General features: G+C 65.3%; 18 protein-coding genes. 10 read left to right on the plus strand and 8 right to left on the minus strand.

Annotated elements, in window-relative coordinates:
- The first annotated feature begins 74 nt into the window (after positions 1 to 74).
- From RQX22_RS16770 to RQX22_RS16780, 3 genes are all read left to right on the plus strand, one after another.
- On the plus strand, positions 75 to 659 hold the full coding sequence (locus tag RQX22_RS16770; RefSeq protein WP_315727972.1) for a TetR/AcrR family transcriptional regulator: 585 nt from the start codon (positions 75 to 77) through the stop codon (positions 657 to 659).
- 137 nt (positions 660 to 796) lie between these two features.
- Positions 797 to 1,336, plus strand: a complete 540-nt coding sequence (locus tag RQX22_RS16775; RefSeq protein WP_315727973.1) for a c-type cytochrome — start codon at positions 797 to 799, stop codon at positions 1,334 to 1,336.
- Positions 1,336 to 1,998 carry a cytochrome b/b6 domain-containing protein gene (locus RQX22_RS16780; protein ID WP_315727975.1) on the plus strand — a complete coding sequence of 221 codons (663 nt, stop codon included), beginning with the start codon at positions 1,336 to 1,338 and terminating at the stop codon, positions 1,996 to 1,998. The genes RQX22_RS16775 and RQX22_RS16780 overlap by 1 nt, the downstream gene beginning before the upstream one ends.
- Before the next feature lie 84 nt (positions 1,999 to 2,082).
- Here the strand turns inward: RQX22_RS16780 and RQX22_RS16785 are convergent, their stop codons facing one another.
- The 4 genes from RQX22_RS16785 to RQX22_RS16800 form a co-directional block, all read right to left on the minus strand.
- Positions 2,083 to 2,646, minus strand: a complete 564-nt coding sequence (locus RQX22_RS16785; protein ID WP_315727977.1) for a hypothetical protein — start codon at positions 2,644 to 2,646, stop codon at positions 2,083 to 2,085.
- Positions 2,647 to 2,855: 209 nt separating this feature from the next.
- Complete coding sequence (locus tag RQX22_RS16790) at positions 2,856 to 3,266, minus strand: VOC family protein (protein WP_315727979.1); 411 nt, start codon at positions 3,264 to 3,266, stop codon at positions 2,856 to 2,858.
- A 142-nt stretch (positions 3,267 to 3,408) separates the two neighbouring features.
- Entirely contained in the window at positions 3,409 to 4,224 is an 816-nt protein-coding gene (locus RQX22_RS16795; RefSeq protein WP_315727981.1) for a transporter, read from the minus strand.
- Complete coding sequence (locus RQX22_RS16800; RefSeq protein ID WP_315727983.1) at positions 4,221 to 4,616, minus strand: VOC family protein; 396 nt, start codon at positions 4,614 to 4,616, stop codon at positions 4,221 to 4,223. The genes RQX22_RS16795 and RQX22_RS16800 overlap by 4 nt, the downstream gene beginning before the upstream one ends.
- 277 nt (positions 4,617 to 4,893) lie before the next feature.
- Here RQX22_RS16800 and RQX22_RS16805 point away from each other — a divergent pair, with 277 nt between their 5' ends.
- Complete coding sequence (locus tag RQX22_RS16805; protein WP_315727985.1) at positions 4,894 to 5,775, plus strand: alpha/beta fold hydrolase; 882 nt, start codon at positions 4,894 to 4,896, stop codon at positions 5,773 to 5,775.
- Between the two features lie 153 nt (positions 5,776 to 5,928).
- On the opposite strand, the gene RQX22_RS16810 is transcribed toward RQX22_RS16805, so the two are convergent.
- Both RQX22_RS16810 and RQX22_RS16815 read right to left on the minus strand, forming a co-directional pair.
- A complete protein-coding gene (locus RQX22_RS16810; protein ID WP_315727987.1) occupies positions 5,929 to 6,339 on the minus strand; it encodes a DUF3830 family protein in 411 nt (136 codons plus the stop codon).
- 11 nt (positions 6,340 to 6,350) lie between these two features.
- Positions 6,351 to 7,271, minus strand: a complete 921-nt coding sequence (locus RQX22_RS16815; RefSeq protein WP_410001658.1) for a TSUP family transporter — start codon at positions 7,269 to 7,271, stop codon at positions 6,351 to 6,353.
- Positions 7,272 to 7,542: 271 nt separating this feature from the next.
- On the opposite strand from RQX22_RS16815, the gene RQX22_RS16820 reads away from it, so the two are divergent.
- The 4 genes from RQX22_RS16820 (at position 7,543) to RQX22_RS16835 (ending at position 13,636) form a co-directional block, all read left to right on the plus strand.
- Positions 7,543 to 8,103: an RNA polymerase sigma factor gene (locus tag RQX22_RS16820; protein WP_315727991.1), complete on the plus strand. Its 561-nt coding sequence runs from the start codon at positions 7,543 to 7,545 to the stop codon at positions 8,101 to 8,103.
- Entirely contained in the window at positions 8,090 to 9,073 is a 984-nt protein-coding gene (locus tag RQX22_RS16825) for a FecR family protein (protein WP_315727993.1), read from the plus strand. The genes RQX22_RS16820 and RQX22_RS16825 overlap by 14 nt, the downstream gene beginning before the upstream one ends.
- Before the next feature lie 116 nt (positions 9,074 to 9,189).
- The gene (locus RQX22_RS16830; protein WP_315727995.1) at positions 9,190 to 11,814 is read left to right on the plus strand and encodes a TonB-dependent receptor; all 2,625 of its coding nucleotides are present in this window, start codon (positions 9,190 to 9,192) and stop codon (positions 11,812 to 11,814) included.
- A 391-nt stretch (positions 11,815 to 12,205) separates the two neighbouring features.
- On the plus strand, positions 12,206 to 13,636 hold the full coding sequence (locus RQX22_RS16835; RefSeq protein WP_315727997.1) for a L,D-transpeptidase family protein: 1,431 nt from the start codon (positions 12,206 to 12,208) through the stop codon (positions 13,634 to 13,636).
- Between the two features lie 77 nt (positions 13,637 to 13,713).
- Here the strand turns inward: RQX22_RS16835 and RQX22_RS16840 are convergent, their stop codons facing one another.
- Complete coding sequence (locus tag RQX22_RS16840) at positions 13,714 to 15,789, minus strand: amidohydrolase family protein (RefSeq protein ID WP_315727998.1); 2,076 nt, start codon at positions 15,787 to 15,789, stop codon at positions 13,714 to 13,716.
- Positions 15,790 to 15,910: 121 nt separating this feature from the next.
- Positions 15,911 to 16,984, minus strand: coding sequence for a calcium:cation antiporter (locus RQX22_RS16845; protein WP_315727999.1), 1,074 nt, complete (start codon positions 16,982 to 16,984; stop codon positions 15,911 to 15,913).
- A 234-nt stretch (positions 16,985 to 17,218) separates the two neighbouring features.
- Between RQX22_RS16845 and RQX22_RS16850 the strand changes: the two genes are divergently transcribed.
- Both RQX22_RS16850 and RQX22_RS16855 read left to right on the plus strand, forming a co-directional pair.
- Positions 17,219 to 19,678 carry an LpqB family beta-propeller domain-containing protein gene (locus RQX22_RS16850; RefSeq protein WP_315728000.1) on the plus strand — a complete coding sequence of 820 codons (2,460 nt, stop codon included), beginning with the start codon at positions 17,219 to 17,221 and terminating at the stop codon, positions 19,676 to 19,678.
- A gap of 92 nt (positions 19,679 to 19,770) precedes the next feature.
- Positions 19,771 to 20,376 (plus strand): DUF2726 domain-containing protein, encoded by a 606-nt coding sequence (locus tag RQX22_RS16855; RefSeq protein ID WP_315728001.1) that lies wholly within the window; start codon positions 19,771 to 19,773, stop codon positions 20,374 to 20,376.
- The last annotated feature ends 30 nt before the right edge of the window (positions 20,377 to 20,406 follow it).

Here is a 20,406-nt window from a genome sequence, read left to right on the forward strand (position 1 = left end):
GCTCTATAATAAAGGGCGGCCAGCCGGTTTGTAAACCACTTGTTACATGGAGGAGGCTATGCTTAGGAGGTGCCATGCCAAAGCGTCCCGACGATTATATGGAGGATCGCCGCGACCGGATTCTGGATGCGGTCGAGCTTTGCTGCCGCGAGAAGGGTTGGAACCAGACGACACTCCGCGATGTCGCCGCCGTAGCCGGCCTCAGCAAGGGCGGGCTCTATGTCCATTTCGCTACCAAGACCCAGCTTCTGGAGGAAATATTGCGGCGGAATGTCGAGCGTATAGAATCGCTGGGCAAGCCGACGGACCCGGAGGCGTTTATCGCCTATCTCCAGCAGAATGTGCTTCACGTCGCCGGGCCGGAGGGGCGGGAAGGCGCCATTGCCCAAGGCGAATTGCAGCTCGACGGCGTGCGCAACCCGGACTTGCGGCCGCTGGTCGAGGCGGTCGCGCGCAAGGCCGTTTCGGTCCTGGAAGGCGTGGTCCGGAAATTCCGTCCGGGACTCGAGCCGGAAGAGGTCACGGACCGCGCCCTGGCGATCCTCTTCCTTCTTGAGGGGCTGCGCAATTATGTCGGTATGTCGGGCAATGCGTCCGTGGAGCAGCTTCAGCGCGTCCTGGCGCGGCAAGTCCGCGCGATCCTGCATGGGCGCCCGTGACGGCAAGATAGCAAAAGCTTAGCTCTCCATTCAGGAAGATGCCTTCGTTCCGGGCGCTAAGGCCGAACCGACATCGCCCGGTTGCGCAACCGTGTCGATTGCGGCAGCTTTGGGGAAAGCCAATGTGGGAGAGAAAGATGAAATTCAAAAGCCTGATGGCGGCCTTGGCGTGTGTGGCGATTGCCGGTTGCGGGGGATCCGAGAGCGACGGCCAGGAGACGGCGGCAGGCAATGACATGCCGGCGGCGGTTCAGGCGGACGGCCAGGCCAATGGCCAGGCCCCGGTCGCCAATGCGGCGGAATCCATCAAGACCCGGCAGACCCACTATAAGGAAATCGGGCGGGCCATGAAGGGCATCAACGACGAATTGAAGAAGGATGCGCCAGACGTCGCTGCTATCCAGGCCCATGCCGGGACGATCGACCGCTTCGCGCCGCAGATCCAGGGATGGTTTCCCGACGGCACCGGCGCCGAGGCCGGCGTCAAGACCGGCGCCCGCGCCGAGATATGGTCAAAGCCCGAGGAGTTTCGCAAGGTGGCGGCGAATCTGGTAACCGAGGCCGGGCGCTTCAATGCGGTTGCCGCCACCGGCGATCTTGCCGCGATCCGCGAAGGCGTGAAGCCGCTGGGCGCGGCCTGCAAAGTCTGCCACGATCAGTTCCGGGCGGAGGATTGATGGCGTCCGCGCCGGCGAACCGGATCGCCATCTGGGACTGGCCCGTCCGCATCTGCCACTGGCTGTTCGTCCTGCTCATACCGCTCGCCTGGTGGACGGCAGAAGAGCATATGTTCGACTGGCATTTGCGGGTCGGCATGCTGATGCTCCTGCTGCTGGTGTTCCGGCTCATCTGGGGGCTGATCGGAAGCTCCACCGCCCGCTTCGCCGATTTCCTGAAGGGACCGGGCAGCGTGCTGCGTTACGTCCGCGGTGGCTGGCCGCGGCGGATCGGCCACAATCCGCTCGGTGGCTGGAGCGTCGCCGCCTTGCTGGGAGTGATGATGATCCAGGTCGGGCTCGGGCTGTTCGCGACGGACGATGACGGCCTGTCTTACGGTCCGCTCAATCATTTCGTGAGCTATGAGACTGCGGAACAGATCACCGAGCTGCACGAGGCGAATTTCAACATCCTGCTCGCCCTGATCGCCGTCCATATCGGGGCGATCCTGTTTTACGCCCTGGTGAAACGGGAGGGCCTGGTGCGGCCGATGCTGACCGGGCGAGGTGAAGCTGCGGCGTCGGTCGAACCGATGCGGCGCGTCGGGAAATGGAGGGCTCTTCTTGCCCTGTTCCTGGCCTGGGCCTTTGCGGGCTGGATATTCGCAGGCGCGCCGCTTTAGGCCTGTCATCCGTCAGGGTGGCAGGTCGGCCGGCATATCTTCGGCAGCCCTCGACGTCAGGCCGGGGCCGTTCGGGCAGCGGCGTCAGTCGGGACGGCTTCGGCGATTCTCACGGCGAAACGCGTCACGGTCGGAACGCCGCTCCTGACGATAGGAGCGACGGTCCATCTGGCGATCCTGGCGGAATTGCTGCCGGATCGTATCGCCCTGGCGATAGGCGCGGCGATCTTCGCCGCGTTCCTGGCGATAGGCCCGCGCATCGCCGCGCCGGTCCTGGCGATAAGCCTGCCAATTGTCGCGAAGCTCCCGGCGGTCGCCGCGATCGGCGCCGCGATAGGAGTTTCGGCGACCCTCCCAATAGCGGCGATGATCGTCATTCCACCGATGCCGATGGCCGCGCCGGTCGTAGATATAATAACCGGTTCCGGGATAATAATAGCCGCCGTACCAGCCATAATAAGAGGGGTAATAGCCGCTCCCATAATAGGGGTCGTAATAGCCGCCATCATAATAAGGATCGTAATAGCCATAATCGCCATAGCCGACCGACAATCCGCCATAGCCGTATCCGTCCCCATAATTGCAGGCCGAAACGCCCAGCGCGGCGGTGAGGAGGAGGGCGGCGTTACGTAACCTTGATGGGAACATGGACGGTCTCCGAGCGACGGATGCGGGCAGGAAAGGCTCCGCGAAGGCGCGATTGGGCGCTTGTCTTGGTAAACGAATGCCCCTTTGCACAGTTCCTTTTCACGCGCTGCGTCCATCCGGGACGCCCAGCGCGCGCCGCCACATGTCGTCAAAGTGCGGATTGGCGCTGCGCGGAAAAGCGGAGGGGCGGAGCCGGCTGCCCCGAACCTTCATTCCTTGACCGGCCCGCCTATCGACCAGTCGACGCCGAACGGATCGCGGACGGAGCCGTAGCGATCGCCCCAGAATTGGTTCTCCAGCTTCATCTTGATCTCGCAGCCCGCGGCGACCGCGCGCTCGTACCAGGCATCGGCGTCGTCGACCTGGAGATGGATGGTGAAGCCGCCCATGTCCCGCACCGCGCTTTGCGAATATTCCGGGAATTCGTCCGACATCATCACCGATCCCCCATTTATGTGGAGATGCGCCCACATTATGCGCTTGCCGTCCTCGGCCATGTTGCGCGCGACCTCTTCGGCGGCGAAGGCCCTGACGTAGAAATCGAGCGCCTCGCCGGCGCGTCCGTTCTTGGGGTGGAGATAGCAGGTGATGCCGCTCGGCACCGGAGATTGTTCGGCCATGTTCGCCTCCTGATGATGTCGCCCGGAAGGATAAGGGCGAGATTAGACAGGTGGATGACGGATGCAAAGCGCCGTCGAAGCAACGCGCGGCGTCGGCCGGGGCTTCGCCTCTTCGCCGGCCCCGGCCCGGAGCGCATGTCCTTCAAAAGCGCCTGGCGATCCCGAGATAGAGCCTGAGATCCGGTGCGTGCCGGTTGACACCGATGATGGCGCCGGCATCGGCCTGGAGGGATTGTCCGATCAGCCAGGCGAGCGAGAAGCCGGTTTGCAGGCCGGTCCGGCCCTGGCCTTCTTCTCCGTCGCGCCGGGCCGCAACCTCGATCGTCGCGCTCACGCTCCTGCCGATCGGCGCATCCGCGCCAAGCACGGCGCCATAGGCCAGATGATGGCCGTCGCCGTCCGCGTCGGCTGCGGCATCGATTTGTCCCGAGAAGGCGACCTGCATGCCCTTTGCGAATTCGTAGCTCGCGGGCAGGACGATGCCCGCCGTCATGGTCTTCTCTCCGATCGCGGCGCCGCCGACGGGCAGGGTGATGAACGGCATGACGGCCGCGGCGAAGCCGGACCCGTCCGGATTGCGGAGGTTCCGGCGGAGCGCGATACGGACATCGCCGGTGCCATTGTCGCGGCGAACGGATCCTCCCCGATCCCGCTCCCGCGCGAAGCCGAAGGCCGTCCAGCCGATCTGAGCCTCCAGAGCGTCGCTCACGCCGTAGCGCAGCAGCAGATCGCCGGTCACGATCGTATCGCTGCGCCCTCCCGCTTCCCTTTCGAGGGTCCAATCGCCCAATCCCAGTTCGACTGCGAAACGACCCGTGTCGATCGTGCAAGCGGGAGTGCCCAGTCCCGGCCGATCCGGGCAGAAATCCCGAAGCGCTTCGGCCGATATGCTGGAGGGCAGGCCCGCCAGCATGAGCATGCCGATGATACGGATCGCCTTCGGGATCCGGTCTGTCACAAGGGAGATGCCTCTCCCTGGAGGACGATCCGGTATCCGTCGGGATCCTCGAACGTCGCGCCGGCGCGATCCCAATAGGGATTGAAGGATGGCACCGGATCGAAGCCGGCCTCGCGCATCCGGTCGACGGCGCCCTGCCACGCCGCCCGGTCCGGCAGGTAGAAGACGAGGAGATTGTCCTGGCTCGGCGCTTTCCCGGCCACGTGACCGCGGCAGCGGGTGAATTCGAGATGGTAGGGCTGTCCCGCCTTGCCGAACATGATGCCGTCGAAGCCGTCATGATCCTCGAAGCGAAACAATATATCGAGGCCCAGTCCCGCCTCGTAGAAGGCGCGCAGCGCGTCAAGATCGTCGCTCGGACGGGCGACCCTCAGAATTGGTGCCTTCATCATTCGCGAGGAAATAGCCTGTGCCGGAGGGCCTGGGCAATCTCCGCCTGGTGGGGGGCATTCACGGCGCGATTGTCGGCTATCGCTTCCCACCGTCATCCGTCACGAAAATGCAAATCAACGCGCGGTGACCCGTCCCGGTAAAAATGCTAATTGCATCGCCGTCGCGCGACCGAGTCGGATAGCTTTCGACGGACAGCGTATCGCCCGCCTTTTCGGCGCTTCACGAGACCAGCTCCGGTCCTGCCGGCCGGCATCCCTGGCTAGGGAACGCAATGCCATGACCTATATCACGACCAAGGACGGCGCCCAGATCTTCTACAAGGATTGGGGGCCGAAGGATGCTCAACCAATCGTCTTTCACCACGGCTGGCCGTTGAGCGCGGACGATTGGGACAATCAGATGCTCTTCTTCCTGGGGGAAGGCTATCGCGTGGTCGCGCACGACCGGCGCGGTCATGGCCGCTCGAACCAGACCAGCGACGGCAATGAGATGGACACCTACGCGTCCGACGTCGCCGATTTGACCGCGAAGCTGGACCTGCGCGATGCGATCCATATCGGCCATTCGACCGGCGGCGGCGAGGTTGCCCGCTATGTCGCGCGGTCGGAGCCTGGCCGGGTGGCCAAGGCGGTGCTGATCGACGCGGTACCTCCGGTGATGGTGAGGAAGGAATCGAACCCGGGCGGGACGCCGATCGAAGTGTTCGATGGTTTCCGCGCGGCACTGGCCGCCAACCGCGCCCAGCTCTATCTCGATATTCCGACCGGACCCTTTTACGGCTTCAACCGCCCCGGCGCGAAAGTATCGGAGGGTCTGATCCGCAACTGGTGGCGCCAAGGCATGATGGGCAGCGCCAAGGCCGGATACGAATGTATCAAGGCCTTTTCCGAAACCGACTTCACCGAGGATCTGAAGGCCATCGACGTGCCGGTGCTGGTGATCCACAGCGAGGACGACCAGATCGTTCCTTATGCGGATTCGGCGCCGCTGACGGTCGAGCTGCTGAAACATGGCACGCTCAAGACGTATAAGGACCTTCCGCATGGCCTGTGCCAGACCCACCCCGAGATCGTGAATGCCGATATCCTGGCCTTCGTTCGCGGCGAGCAGGCGGGGGCGGATCCGGAAGTGCTTACGATCACACCTGTCATGGCCTGAACTGGCAAGGGCCCGGTCCGCGACCGGGCCCTGCCTCAAGGGGACGAATGAGGATATTGCCGGGCGATCTCGTTCGATCCGGCATCGTTATCCTGGAGCGGGTCGCGCTGATTCTTGAGGTGGATTTCACCGCCTTATCTTCGCGCAGGCTTCCTAAACGCCGAAGGCGATGTCGCGGGCGCCGCGCCACAATATCTCTCTGCCGATCTCGGCCAGGCGATCGAGGTCGGAGGTGATCGTCAGGAAGGGATTGCCGGCAAGCTGCCCCGCCTTGCTGGCGAAGCAGGCCGGACCATAAGCCAGCAAGATCTCGGTCTCGCTGATCCCGCCGGGATAGAGCAGGAATTGCCCCGGTCGCGGGTGGCTGGTGGCGCTTTCGAATCCGACGCCGAAATCAAGGTCGCCCAACGGGATCCAGCAGGCTTCGCCGCTCCAGCGCACATGGATGATCTTCTGACGCCATGGCAAAAGCGCCCGGAAACGGGCGCAGGTCTCGGGAGCCTGGGCATCGTCGAACCGGGCGTCGAAACGATCGTCGCCAATGGTGATGGTGAGGGACGTCACGGATGCGCCGATCAGTGAACCGCTGGCGCCGCTTCTTCGGGCGAGGGGGCGCGGCCGCGCGCGTCGCGCCAGGCGGACAGCAGCATCGTTGCCGCCGCGTAGATGACGACGATAAGGACCAGCCAGCGCAGCCAGTCGAGCGGCAGCGATTTGACGAAATAGGCGGCGATCAGCACGGCCGGAATGCCTCCGAGCGCAAGCGCAAGAGCCGCCTTGAAGCTGTAGCGTCCGGTTGCCACGAAACGCGCGCCGCCGGCCGGCATCAGGAAGGCGCAGGACCCCATCATGATCGGAAAGGCGGCGAGCGGGTTGATGCCGAGCAGGCTGACCAGGATCAGGCAGGGGGCATAAAGGCCGATTCCGAGCATCATCAGCGCGCCGAGCAGGAAGCTTACGGCCACCGCGACGACAAGCTTGATGCCGTCGAGACCGACGGCCTCGCCGCCGCCCGGCATCCATTGCAGCAAGCTGGCGAGGAGCAGGACTGCGGCGATGAGCAGGGCGCTGCCCATGCCGATCTGGATCGCCCGTCGCGGGAGCCGCGAAACGATGCCGACGCCAAGCCAGGCGCCGGTCACCGCCGCCGCGATCATGGTCACCAATGTCAGCGGATCGACGGTGACGATGGTGATGAAGATCAGCGCCTGCGTCATCGTCGGCAGGGCGTTGCCGACGTTGAGCGTTCCCGGAATCTGTTCGTCGGCGACCCGGCGCCCCAGCTTGAACATGGCGGTGGTGGTCGCGAACGAGCCGATGCCGAGCGTGTCGAAGAAATTGGCGATGAAGCCGATCAACCCGTCCAGCGGGGACAAGCGCCGCTTCTCCTCGCCGGCAGCGGCGCGTGGCCGTTCGAGGCGCCACCATTTGACGCAGAACCACAAGGCCGTCGCCACCAAAGCGGCGATTATGATCGGTGTGACGAGCTGGTTCATCGCGGCGGCCCCCTTGAGAACGATACATGCCTGGACGGCGCCGGACGCGATGATTGCCCGTTCGGTCCATCCTGTTCTTGGCAGATCGTATACTATTTCGGCCTCTGCGCAATGCTGGTCTTGCGCATGCGTGTCGGCATCCCTTCTTCGGGCCTCATCGCGCTCGAGCCGGTGCCGCGGATTATCGGCAGGCCTAAGCAAGCGGGCTTGATCGAAGCGCGGCCATCTCTCACCCTCGCGCGCGAGGGAGGCCATTGCTTCGGTGACGCGGATGCTTGATCCATTCGGGCGATTCTATCGGGACAACCTGCACATGTTGCGGGCCTATGTGGCGCGCCTGCTTCCCGGATCCGGCGACGCGGAGGATATTGCCAGCGAAGCCTTTGTCCGCGTGTTTGCGGCGACCACTCCGGAACGGCCGGTGCCGCCGCGCGCCTATCTTTACACCGCGGCCCATAATCTCGCGATGAACCAGCATCGGTGGCGCCGCGTGCGCGCCACGCTGGACATGGACGATGAAGCCATGGCCGAGACGCCCGACCCGGCGCCGGGAGCGGATCGGGACCTGATCGCCCGGCAGCGCCTGGTCTTGCTCTGGGAGGCGCTGGATCAGCTTTCGCCGCGCACGCGGCAGGTGTTCGTGATGCGCAAGATCGAACGGCTGACCAATAATGAGATTGCGGAACGGCTCGGCATAAGTGTCTCCGGTGTGGAGAAGCATGTCCTGAAAGGACTTCGATCCTGCCGCGCCTATCTCGAATTGCGGGAGGATTGTAACGCCCCGGTCGGCGAGCGGGAAAGGAGCGGAGGGAGAGAGAATGGCAGCGCTTGATCGCCTTCCCATCGCTCCGCGCATCGAGGACGAAGCGGCGGCCTGGGTGGCGCGCCACGACACCGGGCCGCTGGCCGGCGCCGATGCGGTCGCGTTCAAAGCCTGGATCGCGGCCAGTCCGGCGCATGAGGAGGCCTTCCGGACCTATACGCATCTGTGGGCGGAATTCGACGATCTGTCGTCGGCGCCGGTCGCGCCGGCCAAAGTGGAAGCGGCGAACGATCGGGGTTTCTGGCTGAGCCGGCGTGCCGTGGCCGGGGCCGCCGCCATCCTGCTGACGGTCGGCGCGACCTTCGCGACCTTGAGCTTCAATGCCGATCCCCGTTTCGAGACCGAGGTCGGGGAACAGCGCGTGGTTACGCTTGCCGACGGATCGAGAATTACCCTGAACACCGACACCGCGATCAGCGCCGAACTTGGCCCGGACCAGCGCGTCATAGCGCTCGATCGGGGCGAAGCCTTGTTCGAAGTCGCCCATGATGCCGCGCGACCCTTCATCGTCCAGTCCCCGACCGGCGATGTCCGCGCGGTCGGGACGAAATTCGTGGTCAGCGTCGGAAGAGACGATCTGAAGGTCGTCGTGACCGAGGGCAAGGTGCTCGTCGATGCGAAACGGCGGAATGGCCAGGCCAGCGAGGCCCGGCCGATCGCGCTGGTTGCCGGCCAGCAGCTGAGCGGCAACGGGCCGAAGGTCGCGGTGGCCCGGCGCGTACCGGAGCAGCTGGCCCGCGACCTTGCCTGGCGCCAGGGCGACATCATCTTCGAAGGCGAGGGCCTTGCGGCGGCGGCGGCGGAAATGCAGCGTTACACCAGCCGCAAGATCATCGTCGATCCGGGCGTCGCCCATTATTCGGTCGGCGGATATTTCCGCAGCAACGACATCGATGCCTTTGTGGAAACGATCGAGGCTTTGTTCCCCGTGCGGGTCGTGCGCAGCGGCGACGAAATCCGGCTGACCGCCAAAGGCTGAAAAATTTTCGGGTGCAAGTGTGGGTTCGCTTTCCTGACGTGTCTGAAGCTCAGCGGCATATCGTCCGACCGATGACGAGGCCGGCTGTGTGTTCGACAGGAATTGGGGGGAAATCGATGAATCCGAACTTCAGGCTCAGGGCCGCTCTTGCATGTGGCTGGCTGGTATCCTCGGCGACGATCGCCGTCGCGCCGGCTGTGGCGCAGCAGCGCGTCGCGATCGACATTCCCGCCCAGTCGGCGGCCAAGGCGATCACCAAGCTGGGCCGGATCACCGGCACCCAGATCATGTTCGATTACGGGCAGATGAAAGGCGTCCGCTCCAATGCCGTGCGCGGCACGACCGGTGCTCGTGAAGCGCTGCAGGTAATGCTGAGGGGGACGCCGTTCGAGGCAGCCCAGACGGCAAGCGGCGCGCTGGTGGTCCGCCCGATAAGGACGGCTTCCCTGACGCCCGCCCAGGCCGAATTGCCTGCTTCCGAAGTTGCAACGGCGCAGCCGGGCCAAAGCCCCGGCGACGACCCGGCAATGGATGCGGTGCCGGAAGCCGAGATCGTGGTCACCGCCCGCAAGTCGAGCGAGCGCGTGCAGGACGTGCCGATCTCGATCACGGCGATGTCGGGCAGGTCGCTTCGCGATCGCGGCGCTTTCGATATCCAGGATGTCCTGCGCAGCGTCCCGGGCATGAGCAATAGCGGGGCCGAGCGCGGACTTTCGCGCTACACCATCCGCGGCCTCAGCACCTACGCATCTTCGCCGACAACCGGCATTTATCTCGACGATGTCTCGCTGGTGACCATCTCCACGACCTTCAGCGGCGGCTTCGATCCGGTCCTGTTCGACATGCAGCGGATCGAGGTGCTGAAGGGACCGCAGGGAACGCTTTACGGCGGCAGCGCGATGGGCGGTGCCATCAAATATGTGAGCGTCACGCCCGATCTCGACCGGTTCGGCGTCGACGGCGCCGTCGGGGCGGCCGTCACCGCGCACGGATCGCCTTCCTACCATGGCGAAGCCGTGATCAATGCGCCGATCGTAGCAGGCAAATTGGCGCTGCGGGCCGGCTTCTATTATCGCCACGAAGGCGGCTATGTCGACGCGGAACCCGGCATCGTCCAGACCACCGGCCTGTCGAGCACGCCCTTCCCGATCTATACGCCGCTCCGTCAGGATGCGCTGAGCACGCGCGACGAAGAGGATATCAATTACAGCAACACCTATGCGGTCCGGGCATCGCTGGAATGGCAGCCCGACGAAAGCTGGTCGATCCGGCCGCAGATCTTCCATCAGAATTACAAGCAGGCGGACAATTCGCATTTCTTCCTGGGCCGCGAGGGTTTCGTATCCTCGTTCCGGTTCGAGCAGCCCACCCGGGACAAGGCGACCGTCTACAGCCTGAACATCCAGAAGGATCTCGGCGACGTCCAGTTGACCTCGCTGACTTCTCAGTTCGACCGGCGCTTTTCCTATGTCCGGGACTATAGTTTCTTCATCGGCAGCCTCGTGCCGATAGTATTCCCGTTCACAAGCTACAACCTGTCCGACAGCGACACCTCGACCTTCAGCCAGGAGTTCCGCATCGGATCCAACAAGGGGCCGGGATCGCGGCTGAAATGGATCGTCGGCGCTTATTATTCCAGCCAGGACGATCGGCTCGTCCAGTCGGTGGACGCGCCCGGCACCGCGCCGATCTTCGGGACGGAGACGCTCTATTTCGGCGACACCTTCACCAACACCAAACAATATGCCTTGTTCGGTGAAGCCACCTACACATTGTTCGACCGGCTCGACATCACCGCCGGCGTCCGCATCTTCAAGGTCAAGCAGCTCGTCGACGCCATCAATGACGGGCCCTTCAATGGCGGCCTGACCCAGGTGGACGGCCGTGAAGGCTCGGAAGACGGCGTCAATCCGAAATTCGGCCTGTCCTATCGCTTCACGCCGGATAATATGGTCTTCGCGTCGGCGGCCAAGGGCTTCCGTCCGGGCGGTCCCAATCGCTATCCGATCAATCCAGCCGTCTGCGGCGACGATCTCGCCGAGCTGGGCCTCACCGATGCGCCCGACACCTACGAATCCGACAATCTGTGGACCTATGAGGCCGGCTCCAAGAACATGTTCGGCAATGGCAGGATCACGCTGAACGCATCGGCCTATCTGACGAAGTGGAAGAAGATCCAGCAGCAGATTGGTCTCGCCTGCGGTTTTGGTTTCAACGCCAATGTCGGCAGCGCAGAGATCAAGGGCTTCGAGCTGGAAGGCCGATTCCAGGTCCTGCCCGGTCTCGAGCTTGGCGGCACTGCCGCCTACACGCATACCGAGGTGACAGATGCCGCGGCCGGCACGGGTGCCGAAAATGGCGATGCCCTTCCTGAAGTCCCGAAATGGATGGCGACTGCTTTTGCCGGCTATTCCACCGAGGTGGGCGATGGCTGGGATCTCAGCATCCGCGGCGAATATCAGTATCAGAGCAAGGCGGCTTATTCGTTCGACGAGACCTTTCCGGTTACCTTCTCCGATGGCGTGGTCGGCGACATTCCAACGCCCTTCATGAACCGGGAGGCCTATGACGTCGTCAACCTCTACGCTTCGATCGGGCGAGGCGGCATGCGCTTCAGGCTTTACGCCAACAATATCTTAGACGCGCGGCCGCTGCTCGATGCCGACACGGCCACCGGTTCCGATCGTGCCCGCACCATCCGGCCGCGCACCATCGGAGTCGAGCTCAGCAAGAGCTTTTAGGGACTGGCCCTTGAGCGCGCAGCGTCCGATGTGATGGACAAAGCGCGCTCAAATCCCCTGTTGCTTTGACGGTCTTCACCGATCTCATACGGTTCAGCCGCGGATGATCGGTGTCGCGGTGGACCTGGCTTTCCAGGCCGGATTCAATGTTTAGGGGCAAAAGGACCCGCGCCGAACTTCGTCTGGCGATGGCCCGATCGGGGCACCACATTCGTCTCTTCCTGCGGGGCGTCGCTGGGGCGGCTTGCTTGTCGAAATTGCAGGCCGGTAAAATGCGCGCGGCAGATGCGAGATCACGTGCCTTCGCACTGTCACCTCACGACATATTATCCGCATCGGCGGAGCGGACTGGATTGCGGCGCGTTGTTCCGGGAGTTCGAAGGAGTAATGTGTGCGTACAAGATATTTGGGATCGGCGTCGGCGACGCTTTTCATGTTGCTGGCGGGGTGCAATGTTCAGGACGGGTCCGCTCAGAACCAGGCGGCGCAAGGTCGATCCGTCGGTTCCGCGAGTTGGGAAGGAAATGACACCAGGGAGCAGCTGCGCCAGGCCATCGAAGGCCGGGCGGCTCACGGTCTCGACAAGATGTCCTTCGGCGACGCAGCCGAGAATGACGATCAGCTGACGCAGCAGGCGCTGGCTTATGCCAGGGCGCTGGCGCGCGGTGCCACCGATCCTGCCAAGATCTACGAAGTCTACACCGTCCCTCGGCCCGACCCGGACCTGAAGCAGGGGCTGGCGGCGGCGTTGCGATCGGGCGACGTCAAGGGCTGGCTGGCCTCCCTGGCGCCCCAGGACCCGGCTTATGCCCGGCTGTCGCAGGCCTATCTCAAACTTCGGCAACAGCCCGGGGCCGGCGCGGACATTCCCGACGCCGGCGAGCCGATCAAGCCGGGTGCATCCGATCCGCGCCTGCCGACGATCGTGCGGCAGTTGGTCATCCTCGATTATCTGGAGCCCGGTGCCGCGCAGGGCGACCGCTACACGCCCGCAATGGCCGAGGCGGTGAAGGCGATGCAGGCGGATTACGGCATGAACGCCGATGGCGTGATCGGGCAGGAGGTGCTTGCGATCCTCAACATGTCGGACGTGGATCGCGCCCGCGCGTTCGCCGTGGCGATGGAGCGGATGCGCTGGCTCGAGCGGGATCCGCCGGCGACGCGGATCGACGTCAACCTGGCCGCGGCGCGGCTGACCTATTGGCGCGACGGCAAGCAGGTCGACAGCCGCAAGGTCGTCGTCGGCGAACCGGACAATGAGACGCCCCAGCTCGGCTCGCCCATCTTCCGGCTGGTCGCCAACCCGACCTGGACGGTGCCCCGGTCGATCCAGGAGGAGGAGATTGCCGGCAAGGGCGAGGGCTATATGAAGGCCAATGACATGGTCTGGAAGGATGGCTGGATCGTACAGCAACCGGGCCCCAAGAATTCACTCGGTCTGGTCAAGTTCGACATGCAGAACGATCATGCCATCTATCTGCATGACACGCCCGCCAAGTCGCTGTTCGGGAAGATCCAGCGCCAGCGCAGCCATGGCTGCGTCCGGGTCGAGGATGCGCTCGGCTTCGCCGAAATGCTGGCACGCGAGGAAGGGGTTCTGGACGAATGGCGCAAGGCCCGCGCCACCGGGGAGGAGACGTTCGTCAAGCTGCCCAGGCAGATCCCGGTCAGGATGCTCTATCACACCGTCCTGTTCGACGGAGGCGAACCGATCGTTCGCAACGATCCTTATGGTTGGGACGACGAGGTCGGCGCGGCGCTGGGGTTCAAGGCCGGAAAGGCGCTGCGCGTTCGAACCGATCAGGCCGATATCGGGCCGTAGGCCCCGATCGCTTCAGACTGAATTCGGCCTGAAGCGTGAATCATGGCTAAACAGTCGGATAGACGCCGGCGGACGTTTCACTGCGCGCCGGACGTGCGGCGCGGCTGTGCCGCCCGGCATGGCGCTGCCGGCCGGCTGTTCGCCGCCGCGGGTCCGAGGCCGGCCGCGGCAGCCAACGCGGCGGCGTCATGGATCACCCCGCCTTTGATGATCATGGAAGTGCGGCGGACGTCGCCGATGCGGCAGGACGGATCGCCATCGACAAGGACGAGATCGGCGGCCTTTCCCGGGGCGATCGATCCCGTCTCGCCGTCCTTCTTCATGACCCGCGCGGCGCCCAGCGTCGCGCTGTAGAGCACGTCCGTCGCCGGCACGCCGGCCTCGACATGGAGCTCGAGCTCCCGCGAAAGAAGCAAGGCGCTGCCGTCGGTGCCCGGCACGAGCGGCACGCCCGCCTGGTGCAGCAGGACCAGCAATTGCTCCATGCGCCGGAACGATTCGCGATAGGTTGCGAGCTCCTGCGGGTCGGTGGCGCGTCCGCCCCCGCGGCCGCCGCGAAGGCTGGCCGCGGGCAGCCTGTCCGCCCAGGGCGCCATCCATGCGGCAAGCTCGCCTTTCCTGCCCCTGAACATGGACTCGAACGTCACCAAGGTGGGATCGAGCGTGGTCCCTCTGGCTTTAAGGTGCGCCACGAATTCCCGCACCTTATTCCCCTCCGGATCCACCTCGTGACCATGTCGATAGGCATCGGTGAAACGCGCCGGGGTGTTGGTCCGTCGGGCCACCTCCGGACCAAGGAAATTCAGCAGCCAGAAATTGGCGTGCTGGACCTCGTCAAATCCGGCGTCGACCGCCTCGATCAAAGTCATCCCGGCAGGAACGTGGCCGCCCACGCGAAGGCCCCTGGCATGCGCGGCGGCTATCGCCGCCCGCACGACTTCGGGCTTCAGCGAGGAATAGAGCTTGACCATCGGATAGCCGAGCGCGACCAGTCGGCCGACAATCGCTTTGGCTTCCGACGGGGTGCCGGCGAGGAGTTTCGTCGGGCCGGCAAACTCGCCCGGCCCGTCGATCAGGCCAGCCTTCAGCACATGGGGTCCGATCAGCGTGCCGGCGTCGAACTGGTCGGCGAGGGCCTTCAGCGTCCGAACGTCATTGCCGAGGTCGCGCACCGTTGTCACGCCGGTGGCCATCGCCAGCAGGCCATCCGATTGGCCGAGCAGATGGACGTGCATGTCCCAAAGGCCCGGCAGCAGGGCGCGGCCCTTCGCCTCGATCGTCTCGCTGCCGGAGGGCGCCTCGATCCGTCCGTCGGGGCCGACCGCGACGATCCGGTCGCCATCGATCAGGACCGACATGCCCGGGCGCATCTCGCGTCGTTCGGCGTCGAACAGATTGGCGCCGCGGATGAGCAAGGGACCCTTCGGCACATGGCGGACAGCGCTCGCTGCGTTGCGCGCCGCCTTGGCGAGAGCCTGTTCCTGGGCCGCGATCAGGTCCGGCTGGGCTGCCTCGTAGCCGGCCCGGATCACGCCGAGCCAATTGCCGCCGCTGGCGAACAATTCGCCCTCCGCGTCGAGCCAGATCGGCACTGGCTGCAATTCCATGCCCGAGATGAAATAGAGGGTGATGGCGGCCTCTCCGGCGGCTCCGGAGACGCGCCGCTCCTCAGCCTTCTCGATCCGCGCCGTTCCCGCCGGGAGCAGGCCCATCGTGCGTCCCGGCGACTTCAGCAAGGCACGGGCAAGCGCGGCCATATCCTCGTCATTGGCCTCGGCGGGATGATAGAAATCGCCCGCGGGGGCGGATCCGCTATCGGCGCCGCTTTCCCATTCGGCCGTGCCCGCGCGGGTGGCGAAGCGTTCGGCGGCCGTCATCCGCCGATAGTCGGTGCCGCTCACTTCCAGCGTCAGGGTGACGCCCCGCTCGTCCTGCGTGCGTGTTGTGACGAGATCGGGTCCGCGGCCGCGATCGCGGAAACTGTAGGTGGATCGCCGCTCCGGCCCCCCGCCCTCGACGATCAGTGCACCCTTGGGCGTGCCCGACATGATCACCGTCAAACGCCGCTCCGCGGCGAGCGCGACACTGCTGCCGATCGTCAGGGCCGCGGATAGGCCGGCCATGGCCAGCAGTGCGATGCGGAGGGCGTTCATTGGTCGCGCTGCTTCATGTCGTCCATCCTCCCTGGATGGATGAGGGCCGGGCAGGGCCGGTTCCGCCATTCGAACCGCGGAATTTGAAGAACATGCCCAGGCCGCCGCGCGCGCGGATCGTTCAAGGGACGATGGTAGTGAACAGATAGACGCCGAGGATGACCAGGTGGACCACGCCTTGCAGGATCGTCGTGCGGCCCGTCGAAAGCGACAGGGTCGCCACGATCAGGGTCAGGAACAGCAGGACGATGCTCTTCGCGTCGAGCCCCAGCGCGATCGGCAGCTGGACGATCAGCGACAGCGCCGCGACCGCCGGGATCGACAATCCGATCGTGGCGAGCGCGGAACCGAGGCCGAGATTGAGGCTGGTTTGCAGGCGGTTGGCGAGCGCAGCCCTGACCGCCGCAACGCTTTCCGGAAGCAGGACCAAGGCGGCGATGATGACGCCGACGATGGTCCGCGGCGCGCCGAGTTCGGCGACCCCGGCCTCGATCGGCGGCGCCAATGTCTTGGCGAGCAGCACGACCGCGCCGAGGCATGCGATCAGCAGCAGGGCGGATATCGCGGTCCGCCGGTTCGACGGGGGCGCGGCATGGGCGTCCTCGTCGGCGACCAGCGATTTGGGTGGAAGGAAATAATCCCGATGCCGGACCGACTGGACGGCAACGAAGGTCAAATAGAGGAGGAACGAGACGATCGCGACGAATGCCAGCTGCGACGGCGCGTAGATCGGGCCGGGCTCGCTGACGGTGAAGTTCGGAAGAACCAGCGTCAATATGGTCAGGGCGCAAATCGTCGCCAGCGACGCGCTGACGCCGGTTTGCCGGAATGTCTGTTCCCGGTATCGGATCGCGCCGATCAGGATGCAGATGCCGAGCAGCCCGTTGAGGATGATCATCACCGCTGCGAATACTGTGTCACGGGCGAGCGTGGTGGCGTCCTCGCCGCCGGCCGACATCAAGGTGATGATCAGCCCCAGTTCGATCACCGTCACCGCGACGGCGAGCAGGAATGTCCCGAACGGCTCGCCGACCCGGTGGGCGATCAACTCGGCATGATGCACGGCGGCCAGCACGGCTGCGATCAAGCCGAAGGCGAGCAGGAAGATCGGTATGCCGGCCCCGAAGCTCAGCAGGATCAGGATCCAGCCGAGTAGCGGCGCGGCCCACGTCCATTGACTTAGAATCCTCTGCATCCGGTCGCTGTAACGCCGGAAGCGGTACCGCGCCATGGAGCCGGATCGGTGATCTTATGACGATCGGGCGGCTGGTGCGGACCGCCGATATCCGTGTCCCGCCGTCCGACGTTCGCGCCGGAAGCCGGGGTTCGCACCCTGTTACGATTTCTCGCCCTTTCCCCGAGAATTAATCGATCTGCGCGTCCCCCTTGGCCGGGTATGAACCAGCCTGTGCGTTTCAAGAGACCAGCCATGCCCTCTTCCCGAGCCCGCTCGCTTTCGCTGATCGTCGCCCTGCTTGCGTCGGGTCCGGCGCAGGGACAATGGACCAGCCGCTATCCCGAGGTGGAAAACGCCGCCCGGAATGTCGGCCATCAGCTCTATCTGGAAGCCTATAACCTGCCGACCTTCGCGGCCAGCCCGACCGATCCGGCGCCGTCGCCCGACGGGCGCTCGGTCGCCTTTGCCGCGCGTGGCTGGCTGTGGACGATGGATATCGCCACGCGGCAGGCGCGGCGGCTGACCCGCGCCGCCGGGATCGACTCCCGCCCTGCCTGGTCACCCGATGGCAGGCGGGTCGCCTTCGTCCGCGACAGCGGCCGCGATACGCGGATCATGCTGATCCAGGTGGGCGCGGGCAAGGAAGGCGGGAGCAAGGAGCGCGTGCTGGTGGACGGTCCTGCGCTTGAGCTCGATCCTGTCTTCGCACCCGACGGCAAATCCGTCTTCTACGCTTCGGCCGAAGCCGGCGATTTCGATCTGTGGCAGGTCGACCTGGCGAGCGGCGCCAGGACGCGGCTGACCGATTTTGCCGGCCAGGAACTCAATCCGCAGCCGATCAAGAGCGGGACGGCCCTGGCTTTCGTCGACCGGTCGAAATTCTTCAGCGATGCGGTGTCGACCGTTTCGCTCGCCGACGGCAAGCGACAGATGCTCCGAACCGAAGGCATGGCGCCGCAATTGCGGATCGCGGCCTCGCCGGACGGCCGCTCGGTCGCGATCGCGGCGCCCGACCAGGACCGGCTCCGGCTGATCGCCATCGACGCGGACGGCGGCGACACGCTTCGCATCGCGCCCGAGGCCGTCTATCCGCTCGCGCCCAGCTGGTCGCGGGCCGGCGACCTGTGGTTCGTCCAGCCGACCCGCGACAAGCAATTCGCCCTCTTCCGCGTGCCGGCGACCGGCGGCGCGATCGAGGAGATGACGCCGCTCGGCTGGGACCTTGGCGAAGGCACGGCGCGCGTCACCGTGCGCACGCGGCAAGGCGGGGCGATGGTTCCGGCACGGCTCGCCATCGTCGACGGACAGGGCCACCCGGCGGTCCCCGCCACCGGCCTTGCCTATTTCGACAGCCAGCACGGCAAGATCTTCGTCCATTCCCCCGGTATCGTGACCTTGGACGTGCCGGCGGGAACGATCCGGCTCGCCGGCACCCACGGCTTCGACGGCGTCGGCGAGGCGAGCCGCCGGGTGCGCGCGGGCGAGGTGGTGGTGATCGACCTCGAACTGCCCGCGACCGGCTTCGACGCGGCAGGCCGCGGCTGGCTTTCCGGCGACCTCCACAATCATCTGAACTATGGGGGTCCCTATCAGCTGGAACCCGACGATCTCACCGTCATGATGCGCGCCGAGGCCTTGGACGTGGCCACGCCGCAGCTCGCCAATCTGCAGACGCGCGAGGTGGACGGGCGCTATTGGGGCTGGCGGCGCACCAGCCTTCCCCTGATCCAAATGTCGCAGGAGGTGCGCTCCCACTATCTGGGACATATCGGCGTGATCGGCGCCGACGCCTTGTTCGATCCGTGGTTCTTCGGGCCTACCTATCCGGTGCGCACGCAAATCGACCTCGCCAATCATGAGGTGCTTCGGTTCGCACGCGCCCAGGGCGGCCTCAACGTCTATGTCCATCCCGTAACCGGGCGAGACCCATTCCCCGCAAATGGCCCGCCCGGAAGCTTCCCGATCGGCCTGGTGCCCGACGCCGTGATGGGCGATGTCGATGCGATCGAGCTGGCGTGCCTGTGGAGCGACGAGCTCGGCACTAGCCAGCTTTGGTATCGGTTGCTCAACCTGGGCCTGCCGATCGTGCCGACCGCCGGCAGCGACACGATGCAGAATATCCACCGCATGGCGGCGATCGGCGCCGACCGCGTCTATGCCAAGGTGGACGGGCCGGCCAGCATGACCAATTTCGTCGACGCGCTGCGCCAGGGCCGCAGCTTCGTCACGACCGGGCCGATGATCGACTTCGCCGTCGCCGGGGCGGCGCCCGGCGGCGTGATCGCGGGCGGTGCGCGGTCGGTCGAATGGAAACTGGACCTGTTCGCGCCGACCGCGGTCGAGACGGTGGAGATATTGGTCAATGGCCGCGTCGCCTGGAGCGGGCAGGGCCTCAAGGAAGCGGGCAAGCGCCATTATACTGGCACGATCGATGTGCCGGCGGGCGGCTGGATCGCGGCGCGGGTGCATGGCGGGGCGGCCGCCTGGCCGACCCAGGATGCCATGCCGTTCGCCCATAGCGCGCCGGTCTGGCTGGGCCGCATCGGAAGTGTGGAGCCCGGTGCGGCGCGGGCGGCCGCGGACGATCTGCTGCGCTGGATGAACGTCGCCGACGAGAAACTGGCGCGCGGCTATCCGGACGGCAGCGGCGTCCGCATCAAGGCCAGGTTTGCCGACGCGCGGAAGCGGCTGGAAGAGATGCGGGGGCGGTGAAGAGGGTTCCGGCCGCTCGGTCCCTTCTGGACCGACTGGGTCGCAAGTTCGCGTGAACCTCTCGGTAACGCCGTGTCTGTATCCTGCGTGGCATGACGGAGGCTGTCTACTTCCTGCTGATCTTCGGCGGCATGCTGATGGGAATCCAGGGCGAGCGTTGGCGCGCCGCCTGGGCTCGATCGGAGTGGCGTGCCAAGCGGGCGAAGCGGGATGGCTGGAAACCGAATATCCTCAGGAGCGAGGCTGACGGAGCACGCATCCCGGTTGATGCCACACAACAATTGAAAATCGTCATGGACGCGCCGTTCGAGAAGCGCCGGCTGCTCTCCAGGAAGGAGGCGGAGGTCTTCACAGCGCTGGAAGCCGCGGTGGACAATGTCGGCCGCGGATGGCGAGTGATGGCCCAGGTGAGCCTGGGGGAGGTGCTGGCATCGAAGGATGCCGCCGCTTTCGCCGCGATCAACAGCAAGCGGGTCGACATGCTGGTGGTGTGCAACCGGAGCCTGCCCGTCGCGGCAGTCGAATATCAGGGATCGGGCCATTATCAAGGCACCGCGCCCGCGCGCGACGCGGTGAAGAAGGAGGCCCTGCGCAGGGCAGGCATAAGCTATGTCGAGGTGACGCCTGAGCATGGCCCCGAAGACGTGGCGGCGGAGATATCCCGGATTGCGCGGGCCAGCGAGCTTCGACCGGCTTGATCATCGGATCCGGGCCCGCCGCAAGCCCGC

Source organism: Sphingosinicella rhizophila, from assembly GCF_032378825.1.
Lineage (GTDB): Bacteria > Pseudomonadota > Alphaproteobacteria > Sphingomonadales > Sphingomonadaceae > Allosphingosinicella > Allosphingosinicella rhizophila.

Coding starts and splice junctions, on each gene's coding strand:
- RQX22_RS16770 (WP_315727972.1), top strand. CDS start 75: ATGCCAAAGCGTCCCGACGATTATATGGAGGATCGCCGCGACCGGATT.
- RQX22_RS16775 (WP_315727973.1), top strand. CDS start 797: ATGAAATTCAAAAGCCTGATGGCGGCCTTGGCGTGTGTGGCGATTGCC.
- RQX22_RS16780 (WP_315727975.1), top strand. CDS start 1,336: ATGGCGTCCGCGCCGGCGAACCGGATCGCCATCTGGGACTGGCCCGTC.
- RQX22_RS16785 (WP_315727977.1), bottom strand. CDS start 2,646: ATGTTCCCATCAAGGTTACGTAACGCCGCCCTCCTCCTCACCGCCGCG.
- RQX22_RS16790 (WP_315727979.1), bottom strand. CDS start 3,266: ATGGCCGAACAATCTCCGGTGCCGAGCGGCATCACCTGCTATCTCCAC.
- RQX22_RS16800 (WP_315727983.1), bottom strand. CDS start 4,616: ATGATGAAGGCACCAATTCTGAGGGTCGCCCGTCCGAGCGACGATCTT.
- RQX22_RS16805 (WP_315727985.1), top strand. CDS start 4,894: ATGACCTATATCACGACCAAGGACGGCGCCCAGATCTTCTACAAGGAT.
- RQX22_RS16815 (WP_410001658.1), bottom strand. CDS start 7,271: ATGAACCAGCTCGTCACACCGATCATAATCGCCGCTTTGGTGGCGACG.
- RQX22_RS16820 (WP_315727991.1), top strand. CDS start 7,543: ATGCTTGATCCATTCGGGCGATTCTATCGGGACAACCTGCACATGTTG.
- RQX22_RS16825 (WP_315727993.1), top strand. CDS start 8,090: ATGGCAGCGCTTGATCGCCTTCCCATCGCTCCGCGCATCGAGGACGAA.
- RQX22_RS16830 (WP_315727995.1), top strand. CDS start 9,190: ATGAATCCGAACTTCAGGCTCAGGGCCGCTCTTGCATGTGGCTGGCTG.
- RQX22_RS16840 (WP_315727998.1), bottom strand. CDS start 15,789: ATGAACGCCCTCCGCATCGCACTGCTGGCCATGGCCGGCCTATCCGCG.
- RQX22_RS16845 (WP_315727999.1), bottom strand. CDS start 16,984: ATGCAGAGGATTCTAAGTCAATGGACGTGGGCCGCGCCGCTACTCGGC.
- RQX22_RS16850 (WP_315728000.1), top strand. CDS start 17,219: ATGCCCTCTTCCCGAGCCCGCTCGCTTTCGCTGATCGTCGCCCTGCTT.
- RQX22_RS16855 (WP_315728001.1), top strand. CDS start 19,771: ATGACGGAGGCTGTCTACTTCCTGCTGATCTTCGGCGGCATGCTGATG.